The following is a 21,527-nucleotide window of genomic DNA, read 5'->3' on the forward strand; positions in this document are numbered from 1 at the left end:
GTGTGGCGCGGGGAGGCCGGCCTCAGCTGTCCGCCATCGCCGACAGCAGGAACAGCCGCGCCTTCTGCCAGTCGCGGCGGATGCTGCGCTCGGAGCGCTGCAGCAGTTCGGCGATCTCCAGTTCCGACAGGCCGGCGAAGTAGCGCATCTCCACTACTTGAGCGAGGCGTTCGTCGGCGGCGGCCAGCTTCTCCAGCGCGTCGTTCAGCGCCAGCATGTCCTCATCCAGGCGCAGGTTGCCTTCGACTTCTTCCGGGATGTCGGCCACGCGCTTGAGGTCGCCGCCGCGCTTGCGCGCCAGACGGCTGCGGGCGTAGTCCACCACCACGCTGCGCATCGACGAGGCCGCGTAGGCGAAGAAGTGCGCGCGGTCCTCGAACTTGGCGGTGCCGGTGGAGCCGAGCAGCTTCAGATACGACTCGTGCACCAGCGCGGTGGCGTCCAGCGTGTAGCCGTGCTGGCCGGACAGCTGGCGGCGCGCCATGGTGTGCAGTTCCTGGTACAGCGTGGCCAGCACGCGGTCCAGCGCGGCGCGATCGCCGCCGCGGGCCGAATCCAGCCACAAGGTGATGTCAGGTGCGTCGGCCATCCGTCTTCCCCACGTGCCAAGGGCGGGAATATAACGTCATTTACCTCACATGACGTGATTGAAACGGCATCCCACGGCGGTCAGCGTTGGCAGTGCCCGCACCAGACCGTAGCCCGCTGGCCGATGCTGGCCTGCTTCATGGGCCGGCCGCAGCGGGGGCAGGGTTCACCGCCCCGGCCGTAAGCCGACAGTTCCTGCTCGAAGTAGCCCGGCGCCCCGTCGGGGCTCAGGAAGTCCCGCAGCGTGGTGCCGCCGCGGGTGATCGCGTAGGCCAGGATGTCCTTCACGGCCGCGGCCAGCGCCACATAGCGCTCCCGCGAGACCTTGCCGGCGGCACGCAGCGGCGAAATGCCGGCCCGGAACAGGCTCTCGGCCGCGTAGATGTTGCCCACGCCCACCACCACCGCCTGGTCCATCAGGAAGGTTTTCACCGGCGCCTTGCGGCCGCGGCTCAGTTCGAACAGGTAGTCGCCGTCGAAGTCGTCCGACAGCGGCTCCGGCCCCAACCCCTGCAGCAACGGGTGGGTTTCGCCCAGCGGTTGCCACAGCAGGCAGCCGAAGCGGCGCGGATCGTTGAAGCGCAGCACGCGCGCCTCCTTGCCCTGCAGCGCGATGTCCACATGGTCGTGTGCGGTCACCGGTGTGTCGGCGGGCAGCACCCGCAGGCTGCCGGACATGCCTAGGTGCAGCAGCGCGCTGCCGGCGGCCGTGTCCATCAGCAGGTACTTGGCGCGTCGGCGCACGGCGTCGATGCGCTGCCCGGGCAGGTCCTGCGCGATCTCCGTCGGGATCGGCCAGCGCAGGTCGGGCCGGCGCAGCGTCACGGCCTGGATGCGCCGGCCTTCGATGTGCGGCGCCAGGCCGCGGCGCGTGGTCTCGACCTCGGGCAGCTCAGGCATGGCCGGGTACCGCACTGTAGTAGCCGTCCTCGCAGCGCACGCGTACCGGTCCGCCGAACGCGTGGCTGAGATGCGCGTCCGTCAGGGTGGCTTCGCGGTCGCCGTCGGCGTAAACGGCACCGTCGCGCAGCAGCAGCACGCGGTCGATCTCGGGGATGATCTCTTCGATGTGGTGGGTCACCAGCACCAGCGTGATTCCGCGCTGCGCCAGCGTACGCATCAGGCCGAGGAAATGCTGCCGCGCCACCAGGTCCAGCCCGGCAGTGGGTTCGTCCAGCAGCAGTGCCTGCGGTTCGTGCACCAGCGCGCGCGCGATCAGCACGCGCCGCATCTCGCCGGTCGACAGCTCCGCAACGTGGCGGTCGGCCAGGGCGGACGCGCGGACCTGTTCCAGCGCATTGCGTGCCCGCGTGCGCATGTCGGCGTCGATCTGCCGGTGCGGCGGCACCACGAAACTGGAGAAGAAGCCCGTGACCACCGCATCCTCCACCCGCAGATAGGGCATCTGCTGCAGGTCGCGGGTCAGGTCGCTGGTCACCACGCCCAGGCGGTTGCGCAGTTCGTTAACGTTCCAGCGGCGCAGGCCGAACACCTTCACCGGCGCATCGCCTTCGCGCGCCAGCGGATACAGCTCGCGGTTGATCAGCTTGATGAACGTCGATTTGCCGCCACCGTTGGGTCCCAGGATCGCCGTGTGCTGGCCCAGCGGGATGTTCAGCGACAGGTTGTGCAGCACGCGGGTGGCGCCGCGCACGACGGTGGCGCGGTCCAGTTCGAACAGGGGCGCCGCGGACGTGGCCGCAGCAGGGGAGGCAGGCAGGGTCATCGGTGCGGGGAGGGTTGGTGCGCGACCAGCGTACCCGAATCCGCCGCCGTGCCGAGGACCGCAGGGTGGTGGAATCGACCGCGTCGCGCGATCGGCGACACGCCCCCTACAATGCGGGCATGCGCCGCCTCCTGCCCCTGCTCGCTCTTGCCTGTGTGCCGTTTGCGGCGCCGGCGCAGGTCACCGCCACCGGCGAGTACCTCGCGCGGATGGATACTGATCGCGATGGTCGCGTCAGCCTGGCCGAGTACCAGGCCTGGATGAGCTACGCCTTCGATGGCATGGATCGCAATCGCGACGGTCTGCTGTCGGTCGAGGAGTTGCCCGGTGGACGCGGCAAACCGATCACGCGCGAAGCCCATCTCGCGCAGCTGGCGGATCGCTTTAAGCGCCAGGACGCGAACGGCGATGGCTTCCTGAGCGAAAAGGAACTGGCGGCGCCGCCCAGGTGAACCCTCAGGGCCGGCCTGCGTACGCTCTAGGCGCTGGCGCGCAGCTCTTCAATGGCAAGCCACGCCTCGCACTGCCGATTGAGGGATAGGTAACGGAACATCAGATTGCGGGGCCAGTCACGCGCGGCTTTGGCCTTGATGGTGTCGACAACCGCGTGTGGCAAGCGATCGTCCTGATAACGAGCCAGAAGGTCACGGTGCTCGAGTTGATGCTGGCATGCACGAAGTTGCATCTGGTAGTTGCCCGGCCAATCGCTGCAGGCGGCGACCAGGATGGCATGCATGTCCGACTCTTCGTACGGGCTGCTCTGCAGGATCTGAACCTCGAGGTACGCGGCGCACTCTAGTTCGATCATGTGCTTCTGGGCGCAAAAGTCGCCGGGATGATCTTCCTCGGCCTTGCCGAAAATCGCGGACTGGATCTCATGGGGCACCTGGGACATGGCGGGTTCCTGTTTACGCGGCGTGTTCACCTTCCTGGTCATTCTGTTGACGTGCCAAGCATCAATCAATCCATGAGGCTCAAGTGTCATTCGAGTAACAGTGACACGTGCTGTGTGACAGTTCGCACGAAGAAGAAAACCGCGGCCATGAGGACCGGCGTGGGGATTACCCCTCAGGTGTGAATCAAACGCCCGCCTGCGAACGCCCAGTTCTCCCACGTCGTTTCCTTGAAGCAGACCATGACGTTCTCCGGATTCCTGCCGGCGGCCGTCAGTCGCTGCATCAGGTCCGCCAGTAGCGCTTTCTTGACCTTCACGCTGCGGCCGACGGACCACAGGATCTCGATCAGCGCGAAGTCCTCGTCGCGCGCGCCAGCGACATCGGGATACGACGGGTCGTAGCGGAAGTCTTCCGCCGACAGTTCCAGCACGCGCTGGAAGCGGTCGGTGGCCGGCACGCCGGAGGCGACCAGCGCAGCGTGCACGGCATCCAGGATCGACGACTTGAAGGCGTCGTCCTTCGGCGCGCGGACAGTGAGGGTGACGAGCGGCATGGCGTGCTCCCGCGGGAAAGGGCGGCCAGCTTAGCGGGCGACCGTTACGCAAAAGAAAACGCCGGCCACGAGGACCGGCGTCGAGGTTGCCGGCCCTGGGAGGGGCCGGCGGGGGAGGAACGTTTACTTCGTGATATCGACGTCCTTGGTCTCGCGCAGGAACAGCGTGCCGATGATCAGCGTCATCACCGCGATGCCGATCGGGTACCACAGGCCGTAGTACAGGTTGCCCGTGGCCGCGACCAGCGCGAAGGAGATCGCCGGCAGGAAGCCGCCGAACCAGCCGTTACCGATGTGGTACGGCAGCGACATCGAGGTGTAGCGGATCTGCGTCGGGAACAGCTCGACCAGGTAGGCGGCGATCGGGCCGTACACCATGGTCACGTAGATCACCAGGATCCACAGCAGGAAGATCGTCATCGGGACATTGATGCGATTCGTATCTGCCTTCTCCGGATAACCGGCGGCACCCAGCGCCTTCTTCAGCTCACCACCGAACGCGGCGGTCTTGGCCTTCACGTCGTCGCCGGACAGGCCGGCGGCTTCGAACGACGGCACCGAGGTGGCGCCCACGTTCACCTGCGCCAGCGAACCGACCGGGGCGGTCTGCACGCTGTACGGCACGCCGGCGCGCGCCAGCGCCGCGGTGGCCTGGTCGCACGAGCTGGTGAACTTGCGCGTGCCCGGGATCGGGTCGAACTGGAAGGAGCAGGTGTTCTTGTCGGCGACCACGACGGCCGGTGAGGTACGGCTGGCTTCTTCCACGCCCGGGTTGGCGAAGTGGGTGATGCCCTTGAAGATCGGGAAGTAGGTCACCGCGGCCAGCAGGCAGCCCGCCATGATGATCTTCTTGCGACCGATGCGGTCCGACAGCCAGCCGAAGAACAGGAAGAACGGCGTGGCCAGGAACAGCGCGGCGGCGATCAGCAGGTAGGCGACGGTGGAGTCGACCTTCAGGATGCTCTGCAGGTAGAACAGGGCGTAGAACTGGCCGGCGTACCACACCACGGCCTGGCCGGCAGTGGCGCCGAACAGCACCAGCAGCATCAGCTTCAGGTTGCCGCCCTTCATCGAATCGCGGAACGGCGTCTTCGAACCCTTGCCCTCGGCCTTCATCTGCTGGAACAGCGGGGACTCGCTCAACTGCATGCGGATCCACACCGAAATACCCAGCAGCACGATCGAACCCAGGAACGGAATGCGCCAGCCCCAGGCCTCGAACGCCTCCGTGCCCAGCGACAGGCGGCACGCCAGGATCACCAGCAGCGACAGGAACAGGCCCAGCGTGGCGGTGGTCTGGATGAAGGCGGTGTACAGGCCGCGCTTGCCGTCCGGTGCGTGCTCGGCCACGTAGGTCGCCGCGCCGCCGTACTCGCCACCCATCGCCAGGCCCTGCAACAGGCGCAGCACGATGAGGATGACGGGCGCCGCCATGCCGATCGTTTCGTAGTTGGGCAGCACGCCGACCAGGAAGGTCGAGATGCCCATGATCAGGATGGTGACCAGGAACGTGTACTTGCGGCCGATGCGGTCGCCGAGGCTACCGAAGAAGGCCGCGCCGAACGGACGCACGAAGAAGCCCGCCGCGAACGCCAGCAGCGCGAAGATCATGCCCGTGGTCGGGTTGACGCCGCTGAAGAACTGCTTGGCGATGATGGCCGCCAGCGAACCGTACAGATAGAAGTCGTACCACTCGAAGACGGTGCCGAGGCTGGAGGCGAAGATGACCTTCTTGTGGCCCTTCGTCAGCTCACCCTTCGGCGAATGCTGCGCAGTCGTGGAACTCATGTGGATTCCCCTCAGAATGTGTATTTGACGGAGGTGTGCAGACGCTTCAGGTCGCCCTCGCGGTCGTCCTCAAGCGAACGCTGGCCGTAGATGAGCTCCGCGCCGATATCCAGCTTGGGGAACGGCGAGTAGATCAGGTTGGCGTGCAGCGACTGCGTGCGCTCGGTGACTCCCCAGCCCGTGAGCGCGGTGTCGTTGTCGAAGTGCGAAGCGGAATACATCAGGTTGGTGCGCATCTTCGGGCTGAGCACATGGCGCCACGCCACGAAACCGCCGTAGCCGTCCAGCGCGTTGATGTCCCCGTTGGCCTCAGTCACCACGTCGCTGCCCACGCCGAAGGCGAGGTAGCGGCCGATGCCCTGGCCGGCGTTCACCGCATAGCGGATGTCGTCGTTCTTGCCCAGGTTGAACTTGCCCGAGACGCTGACGGATGCGCCGGTATCGGTCTCGTCCAGCAGCTTGAACTGGCGCACCATGCCGGCGACGGTGAAGTGGCCCCAGTCGCCCTTGGTCAGCCAGCGCGCGGTGACGTCCGGCGCGGCGTTGTCCCCGCTGTTGAAGCGCGCACCGGTGAGGTACGGGGTGACGGTGGTCTGCGGGTTCTCGATCGAGAACGACCACGGACCCTTGGTGTAGCGCAACTGCGCCTGGCGCACGAAGATCGTGCCGTCGGTGGGGCCGACGAAGTCGACCGCATCCGGCAGCGCCGCCGCGTCCATGAAGTTGGACCAGGTCTGGCCGGCCAGCCAGTTGTTCCAGCTGACATATGCATGGCGCAGGGTGACGGCGTAGGTATTGGTCGCGGTCTCGTTGCCGGCCAGCGCATTGCTGCCGCCGCCGAAGAAGTCCATCTCGACGAAGCCCTTGAGCTTGTCGCCGCCCTCGGTGACGTGGTCCGCGCTCAACCAGAAGCGCGAGAACTGCGCGTGGAAGTCGGCATAGGGGTCGCCGCCGTCGGCACCTGCGCCACCGACCGGAATGGTGCTGGGCACGTAGAACAGGCGGCCGGACGAACCATCGGCGATGCGGCCGTCGCTGGTGTCGGTGACCATCGCGTCCATCTTGATGAAGCCGCCGTAGGAGAACGTGCTCCCCGGGTTCGACGCGGTCAGGATGGTGGTGTTCTGGATCGGCTGCTTGCCCGCGGGCACGGCGGCCGGTGCGGTGGCCTGCTTGGCCTGCACCTGCGTCACCTGCTCCTGCGTGGTGGTGATCTGCGTCTGCTGTTGCTGCTGTGCGGACAGCAGCAGCTGCACCTGCCGCTCCAGGTCGGCCACGCGGGCTTCCAGCGCCTTTTCCTTGGCGGTCTGTGCGAACGCCATCCCCGGCGCGATCAAAGCGACGAACAGCGCGGCAGCCAGCGGCCGTCGCGCGAATGCGGAACGTTGGGTCATAACCCCTCCCGAAAGGTTGATGGCCGCGTTGCGCGGCTGGGGGGAGACTTGCGCCTGCATGCCCGCAGCGCCTATTCGCCATTAGTCGTAACGGCAGTGCAGCAAAAGCAAACCCCTACAAAAACAGGGGTGCGGCGTTCTGTCGCAGTGCATGGCGCACGCGCTTTAAGACCATTGTCTAAGCCGGATGCTGCAATGCCGCACGCCGCTATGCGTCAAACTCGATCCCCCGGATGCGCCGACGTCGTCCCCATGGATGCGCGCCTTCCGGCCTTCTTGCTTCAGAATCGACGCATTACTTGAACGTCCCGGGAGGACCTCATGACTGACCTGTATCCGGTCAAGCCGGAATTCGCCGCCAAGACACGCATCACGCGCGAGCAGTACCAGCGCGACTACCAGGCGTCGGTCACCGACCCGGAGGCATTCTGGGGCAAGGCGGCGGAGCGGCTGGACTGGTTCAAGAAGCCCACGCAGATCAAGGACGTCAACTACGCGCTGGACGACTTCCGCATCCGCTGGTTCGCCGATGGCGAGCTCAATGCCAGCGTCAACTGCCTGGACCGCCAACTGGCCGAGCGCGGCGACAAGATCGCGCTGCTGTTCGAACCCGATGGTCCCGATACGCCGTCCTACGGCGTCACCTATCGCGAGCTGTACGAGCGCACCTGCAAGCTGGCCAATGCGCTGCGGGCGCTGGGCGTGCAGAAGGGCGACCGCGTCACCATCTACCTGCCGATGATCCCGGACGCCGCCGTCGCCATGCTGGCCTGCGCGCGCATCGGTGCCATCCACTCGGTGGTGTTCGGCGGCTTCGCGCCCAACTCCATCGCCGACCGCGTGTCCGATTGCAGCAGCAAGCTGATCATCACCGCCGACGAAGGCCTGCGTGGTGGCAAGAAGGTGCCGCTGAAGGCGAACGTCGATGCCGCGCTGAAGCTGCCCGGCACCAACTCGGTGGAAACCGTGCTCGTCGTGCGCCACACCGGCGGCGCCGTCGACATGCAGATGCCGCGCGACCGCTGGTTCGATGCCGTGGTCGATGCGCAGCCGGCCGAGTGCGAGCCGGAGCGCATGAATGCCGAGGACCCGCTCTTCATCCTCTACACCTCCGGGTCGACCGGCAAGCCGAAGGGCGTGCTGCACACCACCGGCGGCTACCTGCTCTACGCCAGCTACACGCATGAGGCCGTGTTCGACCTGCGCGAGGACGACATCTACTGGTGCACGGCCGACGTGGGCTGGGTCACCGGCCACAGCTACATCGTCTACGGGCCGCTGGCCAACGGCGCCACCGCGGTGATGTTCGAAGGCGTGCCCAACTACCCGAACGTGTCGCGCTTCTGGGAAGTGATCGACAAGCACAAGGTCACCATCTTCTATACCGCGCCCACCGCCATCCGCGCGCTGATGCGCGAAGGCGAGGCGCCGGTGAAGAAGACCTCGCGCGCCTCGCTGCGCCTGCTCGGCAGCGTCGGCGAGCCGATCAACCCCGAAGCCTGGCGCTGGTACTACGACGTGGTCGGCGACGCACGCTGCCCGATCGTCGACACCTGGTGGCAGACCGAGACCGGCGGCATCCTGATCACCCCGCTGGCCGGCGCCATCGACCTCAAGCCCGGCTCGGCCACGCTGCCGTTCTTCGGCGTGAAGCCGGCGCTGGTCGACGCCAACGGCGAACAGCTCGACGGCGCCACCGAAGGCAACCTGGTGCTGCTGGATTCCTGGCCGGGCCAGATGCGCACCGTGTACGGCGACCACCAGCGCTTCATCGATACCTACTTCCGCACCTATCCCGGCACCTACTTCACCGGTGACGGCTGCCGTCGCGACGAGGATGGCTATTACTGGATCACCGGCCGCGTCGATGACGTCATCAACGTCTCCGGCCACCGCATCGGCACCGCCGAAGTGGAAAGCGCGCTGGTCGCGCATCCGAAGGTGGCCGAAGCGGCCGTGGTCGGCTTCCCGCACGACATCAAGGGCCAGGGCATCTACGCCTACGTCACCCTCAAGGCCGGCGAAGCGCAGAGCGACGAGCTGCTGAAGGAACTGGTGGCGTGGGTACGCAAGGAGATCGGCCCGATCGCCACGCCCGACCACCTGCAGTGGGCGCCCGGCCTGCCGAAGACGCGCTCGGGCAAGATCATGCGCCGCATCCTGCGCAAGATCGCCGAGAACGCGCCGGAGCAGCTGGGCGACACTTCCACGCTGGCCGACCCGTCGGTGGTGGAGTCGCTGGTCGCCGAGCGCAAGGTCAAGTAAGCACGACCGGCCCTTCGCGGGGAGGCGGAGGACCAGCACGGTGCGGGCACGAGACGCCCGCACCTGTGCAGCACGACCCCCACGGATTACCCTTCCCCCACGATGGACCGCAATGCCATGCCCACCCTGCTGATCGCTGACGACCACCCGCTGTTCCGCGAGGCGCTGCGCGGCGCCGTGCAACGGGTCATGCCGGGCGTGAAGCTGCACGAAGCCGACAGCGTCGATGCGCTGTACGTGCTGGTCGACGCGCACCCCGACGCCGACCTGCTGCTGATGGACCTCAACATGCCCGGCGCGTACGGTTTCAATGCGCTGGTGCACCTGCGCGCACTGCACCCGCAGCTGCCGGTGGTCATCGTGTCGGCGCGCGAGGAGCCCGCGGTGATGCGTCGCGCGCTGGACCATGGCGCGCTGGGCTTCATTCCGAAGTCCGCCGATTCGGACACCATCGGCCAGGCCATCGGCGCGGTGCTCGACGGCGAGCGCTGGGTGCCGGACGAAGCGCACAACGCACCGGCCACCAGCCGCGACGAGCAGGAAACCGCACAGCGCCTGCGCGATCTCACACCGCAGCAGTTCAAGGTGCTGCAGATGCTCGGCGCCGGCCGCCTCAACAAGCAGATCGCCTACGACCTGGGCGTGTCCGAGGCCACCATCAAGGCCCACGTCACCGCGATCCTGCGCAAGCTGCACGTCACCAACCGCACCCAAGCCGTGCTGGCCGCCGGTCGTCTGGCGGTGGATCCGGATGGACTGGTGCTGCCGCCGGAAGAGGCGGAGTAGGGCACTCGCTTCGGCGAGTCCAGTCGCGGTCTGTCACCGCGACGGCGCTACCGAAAGACCGAACAGCCGCATCACCGGCCCGGTGAGCAACGCTCCCACGATGGCGCATGGCGTGCCCCACAGCAGTACGGCGACATAGATCATCGACGCGCCGCCGCCCTGATACGGCCGCACGCAGTCCGTGTAGTAGGCCAGCAGCAGCCACGGTGCGAACAGCAGGCAGGCACCGACTGCACGCAGCGGATTGGCGCTCAGTAGCGAGATGAAGGCCGGCAGCAGCGGGACCAGCAGGAACACGCCGAGCACCTGCAGGAAGGTCAGCAGCGTGTGGTCGTAACAGCCGAAGCTGTTAAAGGCCTGCAACAGGATCACCGCCACGATGGCAGCAACGCCACCGAGCAATGCATGTTTGCGGGAGATCGTCATGGAATACACCTGTGTCCCGTGAACACTGTCTTCAGCGGGCTCATGCTGGCGGTGACGCGGGCGGTGGGAGGTCGCCGGCAGGATCGGCGCTCCACGTGGATGCCGGCACCAGGTGGTCGTTGACCGGTGTCAGGCGAATCTCGGGGAAGTGCTCGATGATGCAGTCCGCCATATCCGCCTGCGCGGCCGGGTCGGCGGATGGCCGCGCAAACGCGTCGGCGCGTGCCTGCTCGCTGGGCCATTGTGCGTACGCATACCACAGGCCATCGTCACCCTTGTGCAGGCGCGAGCCCAGCCCGCCGCGTTCGTCGCGGATGCGCGAGGTCAGCCGTGACCAGGCGGCGACGTACTTCGCCTCTTTCTCCGGATGCACCCTGGCGCGGTAGATCACGCAGAAACCGAGTCCTTCCACCATTGGGGATTCCTCTGTTCGTGTTGGGGGCTGCGCCATCCGGATCAGTGGCGGCTTTCCGCCAACAGCGTCAGGACCGACAGACCGGAAACCGCGGATGCCGAAGGAGGCGCGGCCGCCAGGCGCACGGTCAGCAGGATTCGCTTGTTGGACAGCATCTGGAGTGACGAGGTTATTTCCACCGGCACTTCGCCCCTGTCCAGGCGGGTCATAAAGTCCTTGCGGCTTGCCGAGTCCAGGCATGCGGCCGCCCGCTTTGCGTTGTAGTGGCCGAACTCCCACGAGGTGTTGGGCATCAGGTACGCGCAAAGCGCCTGTCCCGGCGCGTCACCCGAATGACGGCAGTCGTGCGTCTTGAGCACGTCTGCGGTGTCTCCACCCCATCCGCCGCGCAAGACGACTTCATGGCGTTGCCCGGATTGTGTCGTCGCGGCGAATGCAGCCAGTTGCGCGCACATCTGATCCTCGGTGCGCTCGGGATCCGTGGAGCAGGATGTCGCCAGAACAAGAATGGGCACGAGAAAACATACGTGGCGAACGAAAGTCTTCCTGCGCACAACGACGGGAACACGGCGAGCCTCGAGGTACCCTCGCTCGTAAGAATGCGCGGGTGTCATTGCAGCGCCTGGCCCTTCAGCCAGCATACGAACACGAGCACCAGGATCACGGCCCAGGTGCCGATCAGAAACGGCACGGCATGCGTGGCCGGCGGGAATACGAAGAACATCGCGGCGAGCAGGACGAACGCCACGCCGTAGACCAGCCAGCCCTGCCACCGCACCGGCAGGCCCCAGCCCCAGCCGTGGCTGCGCAGCGGAAACCAGTAGTCGTCCTTCTGCATGATCCATCCTTGCGTCGCGCGGTCGATAACGGATCGCGCCAGAAGATGTCCGTGGCGATCACCGTGGAGCCTGCATCTTCGTCGTATCGCAGGCGCGCCTGCAACCCGGGAGGCTAGGCCGGCAAGTTCGACCGGATCAGCGCCACGGTGTCGGCGAGCTGCCTGTCGGAGGCCAGCACGCGCTGACGACGCGCGGCATCGTCGCCGGCATCATGCGGCGTGCCGCGTTGTCGTCCTGCATCCTGGAACGTCGCGAGTTGCGGCGGACCGATGCCCCAGTCGCTGCCTTCCTGCCGCGGCACGACATGGAAATGGAAGTGCGGTGTTTCCTGCCCGCTGTACACGCCGTTGTTCTGGAACGTCAGGATGCCGAGCGGATCGTAGGCCCTCACCAGCGCCCCGGCGACGCGTTGCGCGGCCAGCAGGACGGCCTCGCACTCGGCCTGCGACAGATCGAGCAGCGTCGCGACATGGCGCCGCGTGATGACGCAACACTGGCCCGCCTCGAACTGCCAGGGATTGATCACCGTGAGCGTGTGTTCGCCCTCGTCGATGATCTTCCATGGCTCGTCGCGCGCCGCCACGCACAGGTCGCAGGGATCTTTCACGGGAAGTTCGATCACCTGTCTTCTCCTGCCGGGCGAACTCGATCTGATTCAATAGTCGGATGTGGTCGCACGAAGCCGGCCCAGCATCACGATAGGTTGGGGTGAGCCTGCGAACCCCAACAGCAGAGCGATCCAGTCGCCATGGTGTTGGGCTTCACTTCGTTCCCCCCAACCTATGCGTCGCGAGACCCTATCCGTTTGAAGCCATGATCAGGCCGTGCCCCGGGACAGTGCTGTCCAGGCCTGCCTCGTACCTAGAAGGTACAGCGCGCCGATCGCAAGGCAGATGACAGAGCTCCAGCACCAGAAGGCCACGCTGCGTTCGCCGGGCGCCATGGCGGCAAGCCAGAATCCTGCGATGCCACGCAACAGGTAGATGCCGGTAATGACGCAGAGCCCGGTGCGGAGCAAGGGAAGTCTCAGGATCACGCCGGCACCCGAGAGCGCATAGAGCGACCACAGTGCCAGCACCACCGCTATTCCGGCGGTAACGAGGGTCGGGAAAATGTCGCCAGCCGCAGCCAGTTGCGCCATGCGCTCGCCTGCCCCGAAGAAGCGATACCAGGATGGGCCGAACGCGATGCATCCGAGATGCAAGAGCGCGGCGGTCGCGCTCAGCGAGGCTCCCGTCAACAGATATGTGTTTGCCATGTTGCCTAGCGCCTGAACTAGGCCGAGCCGCGAAGCGGCGTCGGCCTCAATTAATTGTTAGGAGGCAGCCGTTACGCCACGAAAGAATACGCGAGTCTTTACGCTCAGTACCGCCCAGAGATTTATTGCAATCTCAATCCCGCTACGAACAATGTTAGACGCAATCTTCTGCGTAGGAACGATCAGCTTATGCGCTTGGATAAGCAAATAAGTGTTCTGCGCTAGCACGCCACCGTAGTAAACCAGTGCCGCGGCCAGCATAAGGCGATCCCATCCTCGCCTGCCAATCAGCGCGATAACCGATGATGCGACCAGGAACAAGGCTGTAACAAGGGCCATAGCGACCGTGCCACTCCCGAGCCTCGCCTCATCAGGCACGCGCGACGATAGTGAAACGAAGGAAATAAAGAACAGGCCCAACAGACCAACTACGATGTTCATCAACGCAGCCAACCAAAGTCGCTTTGGTCGTCCAGGTTGCGCGTCATTCATTTCTAACCCTCCCCAGCGCCTGAACTAAGCCGACCCACGAACTTGGTTCGGTTTGAATGAATTGTTGGCCGTCACTAGAGCTTTCAGCTTGGTGACTGAGATCATGTGTTTATTGTCTCGGCCGGAAAAGCGCGCCAACTCTTTGACTGCAGCATATGGGCCGAAATAGATCTCCTCCCACGAGCCGTCATGGCGGATGCCAAGCACCAGAAGCAAGTCAGCTTGCCCGCGAAATCCAATTTGGCTAGACGCAAAATTAGTCTTGATCTGAACCGACAGTCCATCTGCTGTCCGAGCATCAAAGTCGCCAGATCCAGCGGGTGCTTTCTGCAATTTGTAATGATCAGTTGCTAGAAGCTCGCCGAAGTCTCCGAGCAGGTTGCCTAACCCTGACCAGGAATACTCCGGCGCCAGAGCGCGTAACGCCTTCTGCGATGCAAAGACGCTTGCCAGAATTGCTTGCGCAGCAAGAATTCTATCGCGTGCGAATGTTTCAGCTGAGTCGGTCATGGTGTGACGGCTATGGCCCGTACTAAGCCGACCCACGAAGCGGGTTCGGCTTGGATGGATTGTTAGGCGCGCTCCCGCCAATTGCGCGCGCCAATGTTTACCAAATGAGCGGACAAGAAAACAAACGCCATTCCGCCGAGGACGCCTAGGGCATAGACCGTGAAGCGAGGCCAGTAGTCTGGGCGGCCCGGCTGATCCCCAACAACGGCGAGCGCGATGAGCAATACGGTCATCAGGCTGCAGACAATGGCATGGAAGGCCCAGGCCGCGATCCATGTCGCCTCAAGGCGTTTGTTCCAGCGGTTTGCGAAGATCTTTTTGAGCCCTTGCAGAATGAAACCACTAGTGGTGGACAGGCCACACAGGTAACCAGAGCCGAAAAGAACGAAAACCTCGATGGGCTTCATGAGCACCTAACGCCTAATAGGCCCCATTTCGGGGTGATAGCGCGGAGTATTCAGCTGGGAAGGGAAGGGCGTCAACGACGGAAGGCTTTCCGATCAGTGAAGGTGATGCGCGCTGTCGGCCGCCTGATCAATCAGCGGAGGGCAACGCCGCCGGGACATGATGTGCCGCCAGGAACGCGCGTAGCGAGGCGGGCTTCACCGGTTTGGTGAGCAGGCGGTAGCCGCGCTCGCGGGCTTCGCGCTTCAGTTCATCGCGGCCGTCCGCAGTGAGCAGAGCGCCCGCGATGGGGCCGGGGCTGGCGGCGCGCAGCGCGTCGAGCGTGGCGAGGCCATCGAGGCGGTCGTGCAGGTGGTAATCCACCAGCATCACCGCCGGACCTTCGGCGATCTTCTCCAGCGCCTCATCCACCGTCGTTGCGGTGATGACGTCCACCTGCCAGCGCCCGAGCAGCGCCTGCATGCCATCGATGATCTCGCGGTCGTTGTCCACGCACAGCACGCGCAGGCCGGCCAGCGAATCGCTGGACAGCGCGCGGCGCGATGTACGTCGTTCGCTCAGCGCCGCGCCACGCGGCACGACGATGGAGAACATGCTGCCGCGGTCCACCGTGCTGCGTGCGTCCAGCTCATGTTGCAAGAGGCGCGAGATGCGCTGGCAGATCGACAGGCCCAGGCCGAGGCCGCGCTCGCCCCAGTCGAACGGCTGCTGGTAGCGGTGGAACTCGTTGTAGATCTGCCGCATGTGGTTCTCGGGAATACCAGGGCCGGTATCCCATACCTGCAGCGCGATGCGCTCTCCGTGTACGCGCATGCCGATCACGATGCGGCCCTCGCGCGTGTAGCGCAGCGCGTTGGCGAGGAAGTTCTGCAGCACGCGGCGCAGAAGGCGACGGTCGCTGCGGACGGGGATCGCGCGCGCGCGCACGTGCAGCTTCAGGCCTCGGCCAGATGCGACCGGTGCGTACTGCGCCGCCAGTTCGCGCAGCAGTTCGCCGGCATCGAAGTCGGTGATCTGCGTATGCAGGCCGCCCGCATCCAGACGCGAGACGTCGAGCAGGCCGTCCAGCAGTTCCTCCGCGGCGCGCAGCGAAGCATCGACGCGTTCGGCCAGGTGCTTGCGCTCCTGTGCCTGATCGTCCGCACCCTGTTCGCTGTCGCGCAGGGCACTGACGAACAGGCGCGCGGCGTTCAGCGGTTGCAGCACGTCATGGCTGATCGCCGCGAGGAAACGCGTGCGCGACTGCTGCGCATGTTCGGCCGCCTCGCTGCGTTCGGCGACGCGCTGTTCCAGCGTCTCGTTGGTTTCCAGCAACTGCGCTTCGGCGTGCTTGAAGTCGGTGATGTCGTTGTAGCTGGTGACGTAGCCGCCGCCGGGCAGCGGCTGGCCGCGCATTTCGATCACCTGGCCATCGGCGCGCACGCGCTCGAAGATATGCGGCGAACCGGCGCGCATGTAGCGGATGCGTTTGTTGATCTGCGCATCGATGTCGCCCTCGCCCAACTCGCCGCGTTCGGCGTTGTAGCGGATCAGGTCGGCGACCGGGCGCCCCACGTACAGCATGCCGTCCGGATAGCCGAACATCTGCTGGTAGCGGCGGTTCCAGGCGACCAGGCGCATGTCGGGATCGACCACGCTGACGCCGGCGCTGATGTTCTCCAGCGTGGTGGACAGGATCTCGCGGTTGAAGCGCAGTTCCTGGCCGGCCTGGTCGAGCACCGCCACCACTTCACCCAGTTCCATGCCCGAGCCGCGCAGCACGCTGGTCAGCACGATGCGTGCGGACGCGGCGCCGATCGCGGCGGCAAGCAGGCGCTCGGTGAACTGCACCCAGGCGCGATCGGCCGGTGCGTTCGGTTGCAGTTCGCGTTCCAGCACCTGCGCCTGTTCGGCAAAGGCACGACGCGCATGACGCTCGCCGACCACGCGTTCTGCCAGCGTGCGCAGGTCGCCGACGCGCACGCTGCCTGGCCACTCGCCAGCGACCAGCGCAGGACGCTGTGCGTACGGATCGAGGAACGGCGCGGCACGCAGGCGCTCGTCCACGCCAGGACGCGAGCGCGCGGACACGATCATCATCGTGCCGGTGTTGACCAGCAGCGACCAGAACGTACCGTGCGTCAGCGTGTCCCAGCCGCTCAGGCCGAACAGCTGCTGGGGACGCAGCCAGTGGATGCCGAACGGACCGTCGTGCAGCCAGGTCAGGCCGAACCAGCCGGCCTGCGTCATCGTCGGCAACAGCAGCGTGTAGATCCATGTCGCAAAGCCGAGCACCATGCCGGCTTCCACGCCGCGGCGGCTGGCGCCGCGCCAATACAGGCCACCGATCAGGCCGGGTGCGAACTGCGCGACCGCGGCGAACGCCATCAGGCCGTACGACGCCAGCGTGCTGTCGTTACTGCTGCTGCGGTAGTACGAGTAGGCCGTCAGCGCGAGCAGCAGGATCGCCACGCGGCGGATCCACAGCACGCGGGAAGCAACGTCGGCCTCGGCATGCCGCTGCCCCCAGCCGCGACGCAGCAACACCGGCATGATCAGATCGTTGCTGACCATCGTCGCCAGTGCGATGCTCGCCACGATCACCATGCCGGTAGCGGCGGAGAAGCCGCCGACGTAGGCGATGATCGCCAGCGCGGTGCGTCCTTCCGCCAGCGGCAGCGCGAGCACGTAGCTGTCGTCGGCCACGCTGGTGCCGCCGAACAGCGATGCGCCGGCGGCCGCGACCGGCACCACCATCAGCGAGAACAGGGCGAGATAGCCGCCGAACAGCCAGCGTGCCTTGCGGATGTCGCCGACATCGCTGCATTCCACCACCGCCACGTGGAACTGGCGTGGCAGGCAGACGATCGCCAGGAAACCGAGCAGGGTCTGCGCGATGAAACCCACCGGTGGGGCGTTCTCGAACAGCGTGCGTGCCGAGTCGGTGACGCGGAACGCGTTGTCGTCCAGCCACAGGTAGGCGAACACGCCCACCGCGATCATCGCGACCAGCTTGACCACCGATTCCAGCGAGATCGCCAGCATCATGCCGTGGTGGTGCTCCGTCGCATCGACCTGGCGGGTGCCGAACAGCGCGGCGAACAGCGCCATCAGCAGCGCGACGTACAGCGCGGGGTCGGTGAAGAAGCCGTGCGTGCTGTCGCCACCGTCGCCGCTGAGTACGCTCAGGCTCATCGCCACGGCCTTGTACTGCAGCGCGAGATACGGCACCACGCCGATCAGTGCGATCACCGTGACCAGCGCGGCGAGACGGCGCGAACGTCCGTAGCGCGAGGAGATGAAGTCGGCGATGGAGACGGTGTTCTCGCTGCGCGCGATCAGCGCCAGCCGTTCGATGATGCGCCAGCCGAACAGCAGCAGCAGGACCGGGCCGAGGTAGATCGGCAGGTAACCCAGGCCATTGCGTACCGCGCTGCCGACCGCGCCGTAGAACGTCCACGACGAGCAGTACACCGCCAGTGCCAGGCTGTAGACCACCGGACGCAGCCACGGGCGGTCGGGGTACATCGGGCGGCGATCGCCCCACCACGCCACGCCGAACAGCAGCGCGGCGTAGCCGACCGACACCAACAGCAGGATCCAGCTGGAAACCAACGCCCTCTCCCGGCGCTCAGAACGCCGTCGAGTGTACCGGCTGTTGCGTGTCGCGGCGCCCGTTCAGGGGGTTGGAAACAGCAGCTCGCGCACGGCGGTTTCGGCCTGGCCGCGCAGCTCGGGGATCGCGATGCTTTCCCACACGCAGCCGATGCGCAAGCTGCCGAGGATGAACACGCGCGGCTGCGCGGTGCCCTCGGCATCGACCATGCGACCGTCGCGGGCCGCCTTCAGGCCAATGCCATGGGGACCCGGCTGTGCGTGGCCCTTGCCGAGCAGGTCGTGCAGCAGCGGGTTGCGCATCGTCTGCGCGCGCATCTCCACGCCGGTGGCATTGACCACGTAGTCGACATCGAACTCGTCGGTGCGGCCGTCGCGGGTGTGCGTGGTGACGCGCAGATAGCGGCCGTCGTGCATCACCGTGTCCAGGCGGCCGCGATGCAGGCGCAGCTGGCCGCGATCGAGCAGCGCCTGCAGGATGGCGTGCACTTCCGGCGCAATACGGTGGCGGTGTACGTCCCACTGGCGCACGACATGGCGCAGGAAGCGGCGCTGGTCGGGGATCGACAATGACTGCCACAGCGCCTGCCCATGCGGTCGGATCCGTTCCATCGCCGCCTGCCAGGGCAGTCCATCGGCGACCGCCTGCTTTGCCGCGTTGCGCAGGAAGCGCATGCGTGCGCGCAGGTCCATGGCCTGCAACGGCGCAGGATCGTAGCTTGCCGCGGCGCCGTGGCAATGCGGCAGCGGCAGCAGGGCGTGCCGCGACAGCACGTGGATCGCGCCGGTGTGGCCGTTGTCGGCCAGGCTGAGCACGGTGTCGACCATGCTGAGGCCGGAGCCGACGATGCAGAGCTCGGCATCGGCAGGAATCGCCTTCACCGCGTCGAAGTCCCACGCCGCCAGCGAACGGCCCTCGGGCAGTTGCGGCGCGCCGCGGGCCGGCAGTGGCTTCGGCGTGTTGCCGACGGCGAGCACTACGCCGCTTGCATCCAGCGGGCCGTGGTTTGTCAGATGCAGCGTCGCACTGTCGTTGCGCGCATCCAGTTCGGACACGGTGTCGTGCACGACCTGCAGCGAGGCAGGGCTGGCCGCGATCGTCTCCTGCAGCCGCGTGCGCAGATAGTCGCCGTAGCGACGGCGTGCGATGAAGGCATGCGCCAGCGTCTCGCGATCGGGGCCATCCGGTGGCGTGGTGGCGACGACGTAGTCCAGGAAATCCGCAGGCTGATCATCGAACGCGCTCATGCGGCCGGCAGGCACGTTCAGCACGTGCTCGCCATAGGTCGTCGCATAGGCCACGCCCTGCGCCAGCACGTCGCGCGGCTCGATCATCACGATGCGCAGCGGCGTGGTGGCGCGGCGCAGCGCCTGCATGGCCGCCAGCACGCCACCGGCGCCGCCGCCGATGATCGCAAGGTCGCAGGGCGGCAGGGGCGTGTCGGTCGCGGAAGTCATGCCGCCATTGTAGGCGAACAGGCGCCGGCGCCCCTGCGGCGCGATGCCGCTACATCAGCGAGTCGGCCAGCCGGGCGACGCCTTCGCGGCTGCGTTGCCAGCCGGGCCGTCGGCGCCAGGTGTCGCGATCGACATGGTCGGCGTGCGCCAGGTAGTCGGCCTCGATCGCGCGGATGCGCGCCACCACGCCGGCGTCGTAGCAGACCAGGCCGATCTCGGCATTGAGTGCGAACGAACGGATATCCAGGTTGATCGAGCCGACGAGGGCCATGTCGTCGTCCACCGTCAGGTGTTTCGCATGCAGGAAATGCGGCCGGTACAGCGCGATCTTTACCCCGCAGGCAAGCAGTTCCTCGTAATACGACTGCTGCGCCCACGCGGTCAGCGTCTGGTTGTTGGTGGCGGACAGCACCAGCTGCACGTCGACGCCGGACAGCGCAGCGATCCGCAGCGCGCTGAGCGTGGCGTCGTCGGGCACGAAGTAGGGCGTGGTCAGCACGACCTTGCGGCTGGCGAGATGGATCAGCGCATTGACCGTGTCGCGCGCGTTCTCGAATGGGTAGGCTGGCCCGCTGGGCAGCAGCTGCGTGGCGACATCCTGCGCCTGCACGCTGAGGTCGGGCTGCACGTCGAGACGTTCGCCGGTCTCGATGTACCAGTCGCTGGCGAAGACGCCTTCCAGATGCGACACCACCGGCCCCTGGACGCGGGCGACCAGCTCGCGGTTCGGATGGCCGGCCACGAAGGTGGCATCGGCCAGGTTCTGCGAGCCGACATAGCCGACGCGGTTGTCGATCACCGCCACCTTGCGGTGGTTACGCAGGTCCATGCGTCCGCTGCGGCGCCACTGCAGGCCGCCGGGCAGCATGGCGTGCACCTGCACGCCGGCCGCGCGAAGGCGCGGGGCATAGGAGCGCAGGCCGCGCTTGGCGCCGACCGCATCCAGCAGCAGCCGGCAGGTCACGCCGCGCGCCGTTGCACGGCAGAGCGCGGCGGTGACGGCTTCGCCGACGGCATCGTCGAACATCAGGTAATACAGCAGGTGCACCTGCTGCTTGGCCGCGTCGACATCGTCGAGCAGCGCGCGCAACGAGGCGTCGTAATCGTCCAGCAGCGTCACCGCGTTGCCGTGGGTGGGCATGAAGGCGCCCTGGCGTTCGATCAGCGGGGCCATTTCGGCGGCGGCGCCGTCGTGCGGGGTCCAGCGCAGCGCGCTGAGCGGGCGCTGTTCCTCGCGAATCAGGTCGGACGCGCGCGCCTGGCGCTCGATGCGTTCGCGCGACAGCCACGGATGGCCGAGCAGCAGGTACAACGGCAACCCGAGCAGGGGCACGAAGCCTACCAGCAGCAGCCAGCTGCGCGCGGCGGCAGGTGAGGTGCGACTGGGAATCCACCAAAGGGCGGCCAAGCGGATCAGCCAGTCGACGATCAGCAGGGCGGTGCCGTAGGACCACTCCATGCAGCGCATCCGTCCGGAAAGGGGCTGCGGTGATTCTGGCGTCGGGAGCGGGCAAAAGAAAACCCGAACGATGATCCCTTCTCCTCGCGGCGCGGGGAGAAGGTGCCCGCAGGGCGGATGAGGGGCGGCTTTTCGCCAGCCGAAGCCGGAAAACAGAAAACCCCGCCGAAGCGGGGTTTTCCTTGAGGCGCTGGATCCCCGCCTGCGCGGGGATGACCTGGTGGCAAAGGCGTTCGCGTCGCGAACGCGCCACTAGATCACTTGATCTTGCCTTCCTTGTAGATCACGTGCTTGCGCACGACCGGGTCGTACTTCTTGATTTCCATCTTGCCCGGGGTGTTCTTCTTGTTCTTGTCCGTCGTGTAGAAGTGGCCGGTGTTGGCCGAGGAGATCAGACGGATCTTGTCGCGCTTGGATGCCATGTGTAGTTACTCCTCAGACCTTTTCGCCGCGGGCGCGCAGCTCGGCCAGAACGGAGTCGATGCCGTTCTTGTCGATGGTGCGCAGGGCGTGCGCGGACACTTTCAGCTTGACCCAGCGGTTTTCGCTGGCGACCCAGAAGCGGCGCTCGTGCAGGTTGGGCAGGAAACGACGACGGGTCTTGTTGTTGGCGTGCGAGACGTTGTTACCGGTCTGCACACGCTTGCCGGTGACTTGGCATACGCGGGACATACG

General features: G+C 66.2%; 24 protein-coding genes. 3 read left to right on the forward strand and 21 right to left on the reverse strand.

Going from position 1 to position 21,527, the window contains the following annotated elements:
• Positions 1-22 precede the first annotated feature (22 nt).
• The 3 genes from IB225_RS17380 to IB225_RS17390 all read right to left on the reverse strand — a co-directional run bounded on the left by IB225_RS17380 (position 23) and on the right by IB225_RS17390 (position 2,314).
• The gene (locus tag IB225_RS17380; RefSeq protein ID WP_162338950.1) at positions 23-589 is read right to left on the reverse strand and encodes an ECF-type sigma factor; all 567 of its coding nucleotides are present in this window, start codon (positions 587-589) and stop codon (positions 23-25) included.
• A gap of 80 nt (positions 590-669) precedes the next feature.
• Positions 670-1,488 (reverse strand): bifunctional DNA-formamidopyrimidine glycosylase/DNA-(apurinic or apyrimidinic site) lyase, encoded by an 819-nt coding sequence (gene mutM / locus IB225_RS17385; RefSeq protein WP_192313138.1) that lies wholly within the window; start codon positions 1,486-1,488, stop codon positions 670-672.
• Positions 1,481-2,314, reverse strand: coding sequence for an ATP-binding cassette domain-containing protein (locus IB225_RS17390; RefSeq protein ID WP_192313141.1), 834 nt, complete (start codon positions 2,312-2,314; stop codon positions 1,481-1,483). The genes mutM and IB225_RS17390 overlap by 8 nt, the downstream gene beginning before the upstream one ends.
• Positions 2,315-2,433: 119 nt before the next feature.
• On the opposite strand from IB225_RS17390, the gene IB225_RS17395 reads away from it, so the two are divergent.
• Positions 2,434-2,766: a hypothetical protein gene (locus tag IB225_RS17395; RefSeq protein ID WP_192313143.1), complete on the forward strand. Its 333-nt coding sequence runs from the start codon at positions 2,434-2,436 to the stop codon at positions 2,764-2,766.
• A gap of 26 nt (positions 2,767-2,792) precedes the next feature.
• On the opposite strand, the gene IB225_RS17400 is transcribed toward IB225_RS17395, so the two are convergent.
• The 4 genes from IB225_RS17400 to IB225_RS17415 form a co-directional block, all read right to left on the reverse strand.
• Positions 2,793-3,209 (reverse strand): hypothetical protein, encoded by a 417-nt coding sequence (locus tag IB225_RS17400; protein WP_192313146.1) that lies wholly within the window; start codon positions 3,207-3,209, stop codon positions 2,793-2,795.
• Between the two features lie 173 nt (positions 3,210-3,382).
• A complete protein-coding gene (locus IB225_RS17405; protein WP_192313149.1) occupies positions 3,383-3,763 on the reverse strand; it encodes a tautomerase family protein in 381 nt (126 codons plus the stop codon).
• A 123-nt stretch (positions 3,764-3,886) separates the two neighbouring features.
• Positions 3,887-5,551 carry an MFS transporter gene (locus IB225_RS17410; RefSeq protein ID WP_192313152.1) on the reverse strand — a complete coding sequence of 555 codons (1,665 nt, stop codon included), beginning with the start codon at positions 5,549-5,551 and terminating at the stop codon, positions 3,887-3,889.
• Between the two features lie 11 nt (positions 5,552-5,562).
• A complete protein-coding gene (locus IB225_RS17415) occupies positions 5,563-6,945 on the reverse strand; it encodes a DcaP family trimeric outer membrane transporter (RefSeq protein ID WP_192313154.1) in 1,383 nt (460 codons plus the stop codon).
• A gap of 321 nt (positions 6,946-7,266) precedes the next feature.
• Between IB225_RS17415 and acs the strand changes: the two genes are divergently transcribed.
• Positions 7,267-9,210 (forward strand): acetate--CoA ligase, encoded by a 1,944-nt coding sequence (acs, locus tag IB225_RS17420; RefSeq protein WP_192313157.1) that lies wholly within the window; start codon positions 7,267-7,269, stop codon positions 9,208-9,210.
• 117 nt (positions 9,211-9,327) lie between these two features.
• On the forward strand, positions 9,328-9,996 hold the full coding sequence (locus IB225_RS17425) for a response regulator transcription factor (RefSeq protein ID WP_192313160.1): 669 nt from the start codon (positions 9,328-9,330) through the stop codon (positions 9,994-9,996).
• A 33-nt stretch (positions 9,997-10,029) separates the two neighbouring features.
• Here IB225_RS17425 and IB225_RS17430 read toward each other — a convergent pair whose 3' ends face one another.
• The 14 genes from IB225_RS17430 to rpmB all read right to left on the reverse strand — a co-directional run bounded on the left by IB225_RS17430 (position 10,030) and on the right by rpmB (position 21,524).
• Positions 10,030-10,422 (reverse strand): Na+:solute symporter, encoded by a 393-nt coding sequence (locus IB225_RS17430; RefSeq protein WP_192313163.1) that lies wholly within the window; start codon positions 10,420-10,422, stop codon positions 10,030-10,032.
• Positions 10,423-10,462: 40 nt separating this feature from the next.
• Positions 10,463-10,837 carry an antibiotic biosynthesis monooxygenase family protein gene (locus IB225_RS17435; protein WP_192313166.1) on the reverse strand — a complete coding sequence of 125 codons (375 nt, stop codon included), beginning with the start codon at positions 10,835-10,837 and terminating at the stop codon, positions 10,463-10,465.
• A gap of 41 nt (positions 10,838-10,878) precedes the next feature.
• Positions 10,879-11,352 carry a hypothetical protein gene (locus IB225_RS17440; RefSeq protein ID WP_192313170.1) on the reverse strand — a complete coding sequence of 158 codons (474 nt, stop codon included), beginning with the start codon at positions 11,350-11,352 and terminating at the stop codon, positions 10,879-10,881.
• A gap of 95 nt (positions 11,353-11,447) precedes the next feature.
• The gene (locus IB225_RS17445) at positions 11,448-11,675 is read right to left on the reverse strand and encodes a hypothetical protein (protein ID WP_192313173.1); all 228 of its coding nucleotides are present in this window, start codon (positions 11,673-11,675) and stop codon (positions 11,448-11,450) included.
• 113 nt (positions 11,676-11,788) lie between these two features.
• Positions 11,789-12,283 (reverse strand): HIT family protein, encoded by a 495-nt coding sequence (locus tag IB225_RS17450; RefSeq protein ID WP_192313175.1) that lies wholly within the window; start codon positions 12,281-12,283, stop codon positions 11,789-11,791.
• Between the two features lie 210 nt (positions 12,284-12,493).
• On the reverse strand, positions 12,494-12,934 hold the full coding sequence (locus IB225_RS17455; RefSeq protein ID WP_192313178.1) for a hypothetical protein: 441 nt from the start codon (positions 12,932-12,934) through the stop codon (positions 12,494-12,496).
• Positions 12,935-12,991: 57 nt separating this feature from the next.
• Positions 12,992-13,426, reverse strand: coding sequence for a hypothetical protein (locus tag IB225_RS17460; RefSeq protein ID WP_192313181.1), 435 nt, complete (start codon positions 13,424-13,426; stop codon positions 12,992-12,994).
• A 24-nt stretch (positions 13,427-13,450) separates the two neighbouring features.
• Entirely contained in the window at positions 13,451-13,936 is a 486-nt protein-coding gene (locus IB225_RS17465; protein WP_192313184.1) for a hypothetical protein, read from the reverse strand.
• A 62-nt stretch (positions 13,937-13,998) separates the two neighbouring features.
• Positions 13,999-14,343 carry a hypothetical protein gene (locus IB225_RS17470; protein ID WP_192313187.1) on the reverse strand — a complete coding sequence of 115 codons (345 nt, stop codon included), beginning with the start codon at positions 14,341-14,343 and terminating at the stop codon, positions 13,999-14,001.
• Between the two features lie 127 nt (positions 14,344-14,470).
• On the reverse strand, positions 14,471-17,935 hold the full coding sequence (locus tag IB225_RS17475; RefSeq protein WP_192313189.1) for a PAS domain-containing hybrid sensor histidine kinase/response regulator: 3,465 nt from the start codon (positions 17,933-17,935) through the stop codon (positions 14,471-14,473).
• 63 nt (positions 17,936-17,998) lie between these two features.
• Positions 17,999-19,393 (reverse strand): FAD/NAD(P)-binding protein, encoded by a 1,395-nt coding sequence (locus tag IB225_RS17480; RefSeq protein ID WP_192313191.1) that lies wholly within the window; start codon positions 19,391-19,393, stop codon positions 17,999-18,001.
• 49 nt (positions 19,394-19,442) lie between these two features.
• On the reverse strand, positions 19,443-20,852 hold the full coding sequence (cls, locus tag IB225_RS17485) for a cardiolipin synthase (protein WP_192313193.1): 1,410 nt from the start codon (positions 20,850-20,852) through the stop codon (positions 19,443-19,445).
• 257 nt (positions 20,853-21,109) lie between these two features.
• Positions 21,110-21,274, reverse strand: coding sequence for a 50S ribosomal protein L33 (rpmG, locus tag IB225_RS17490; protein ID WP_027070918.1), 165 nt, complete (start codon positions 21,272-21,274; stop codon positions 21,110-21,112).
• Positions 21,275-21,287: 13 nt separating this feature from the next.
• Positions 21,288-21,524, reverse strand: a complete 237-nt coding sequence (gene rpmB / locus IB225_RS17495) for a 50S ribosomal protein L28 (RefSeq protein ID WP_093489741.1) — start codon at positions 21,522-21,524, stop codon at positions 21,288-21,290.
• Positions 21,525-21,527: the final 3 nt, after the last annotated feature.

The organism is Pseudoxanthomonas sp. PXM02 (genome assembly GCF_014851805.1).
In the GTDB taxonomy this organism is placed as follows: Bacteria; Pseudomonadota; Gammaproteobacteria; order Xanthomonadales; family Xanthomonadaceae; genus Pseudoxanthomonas_A.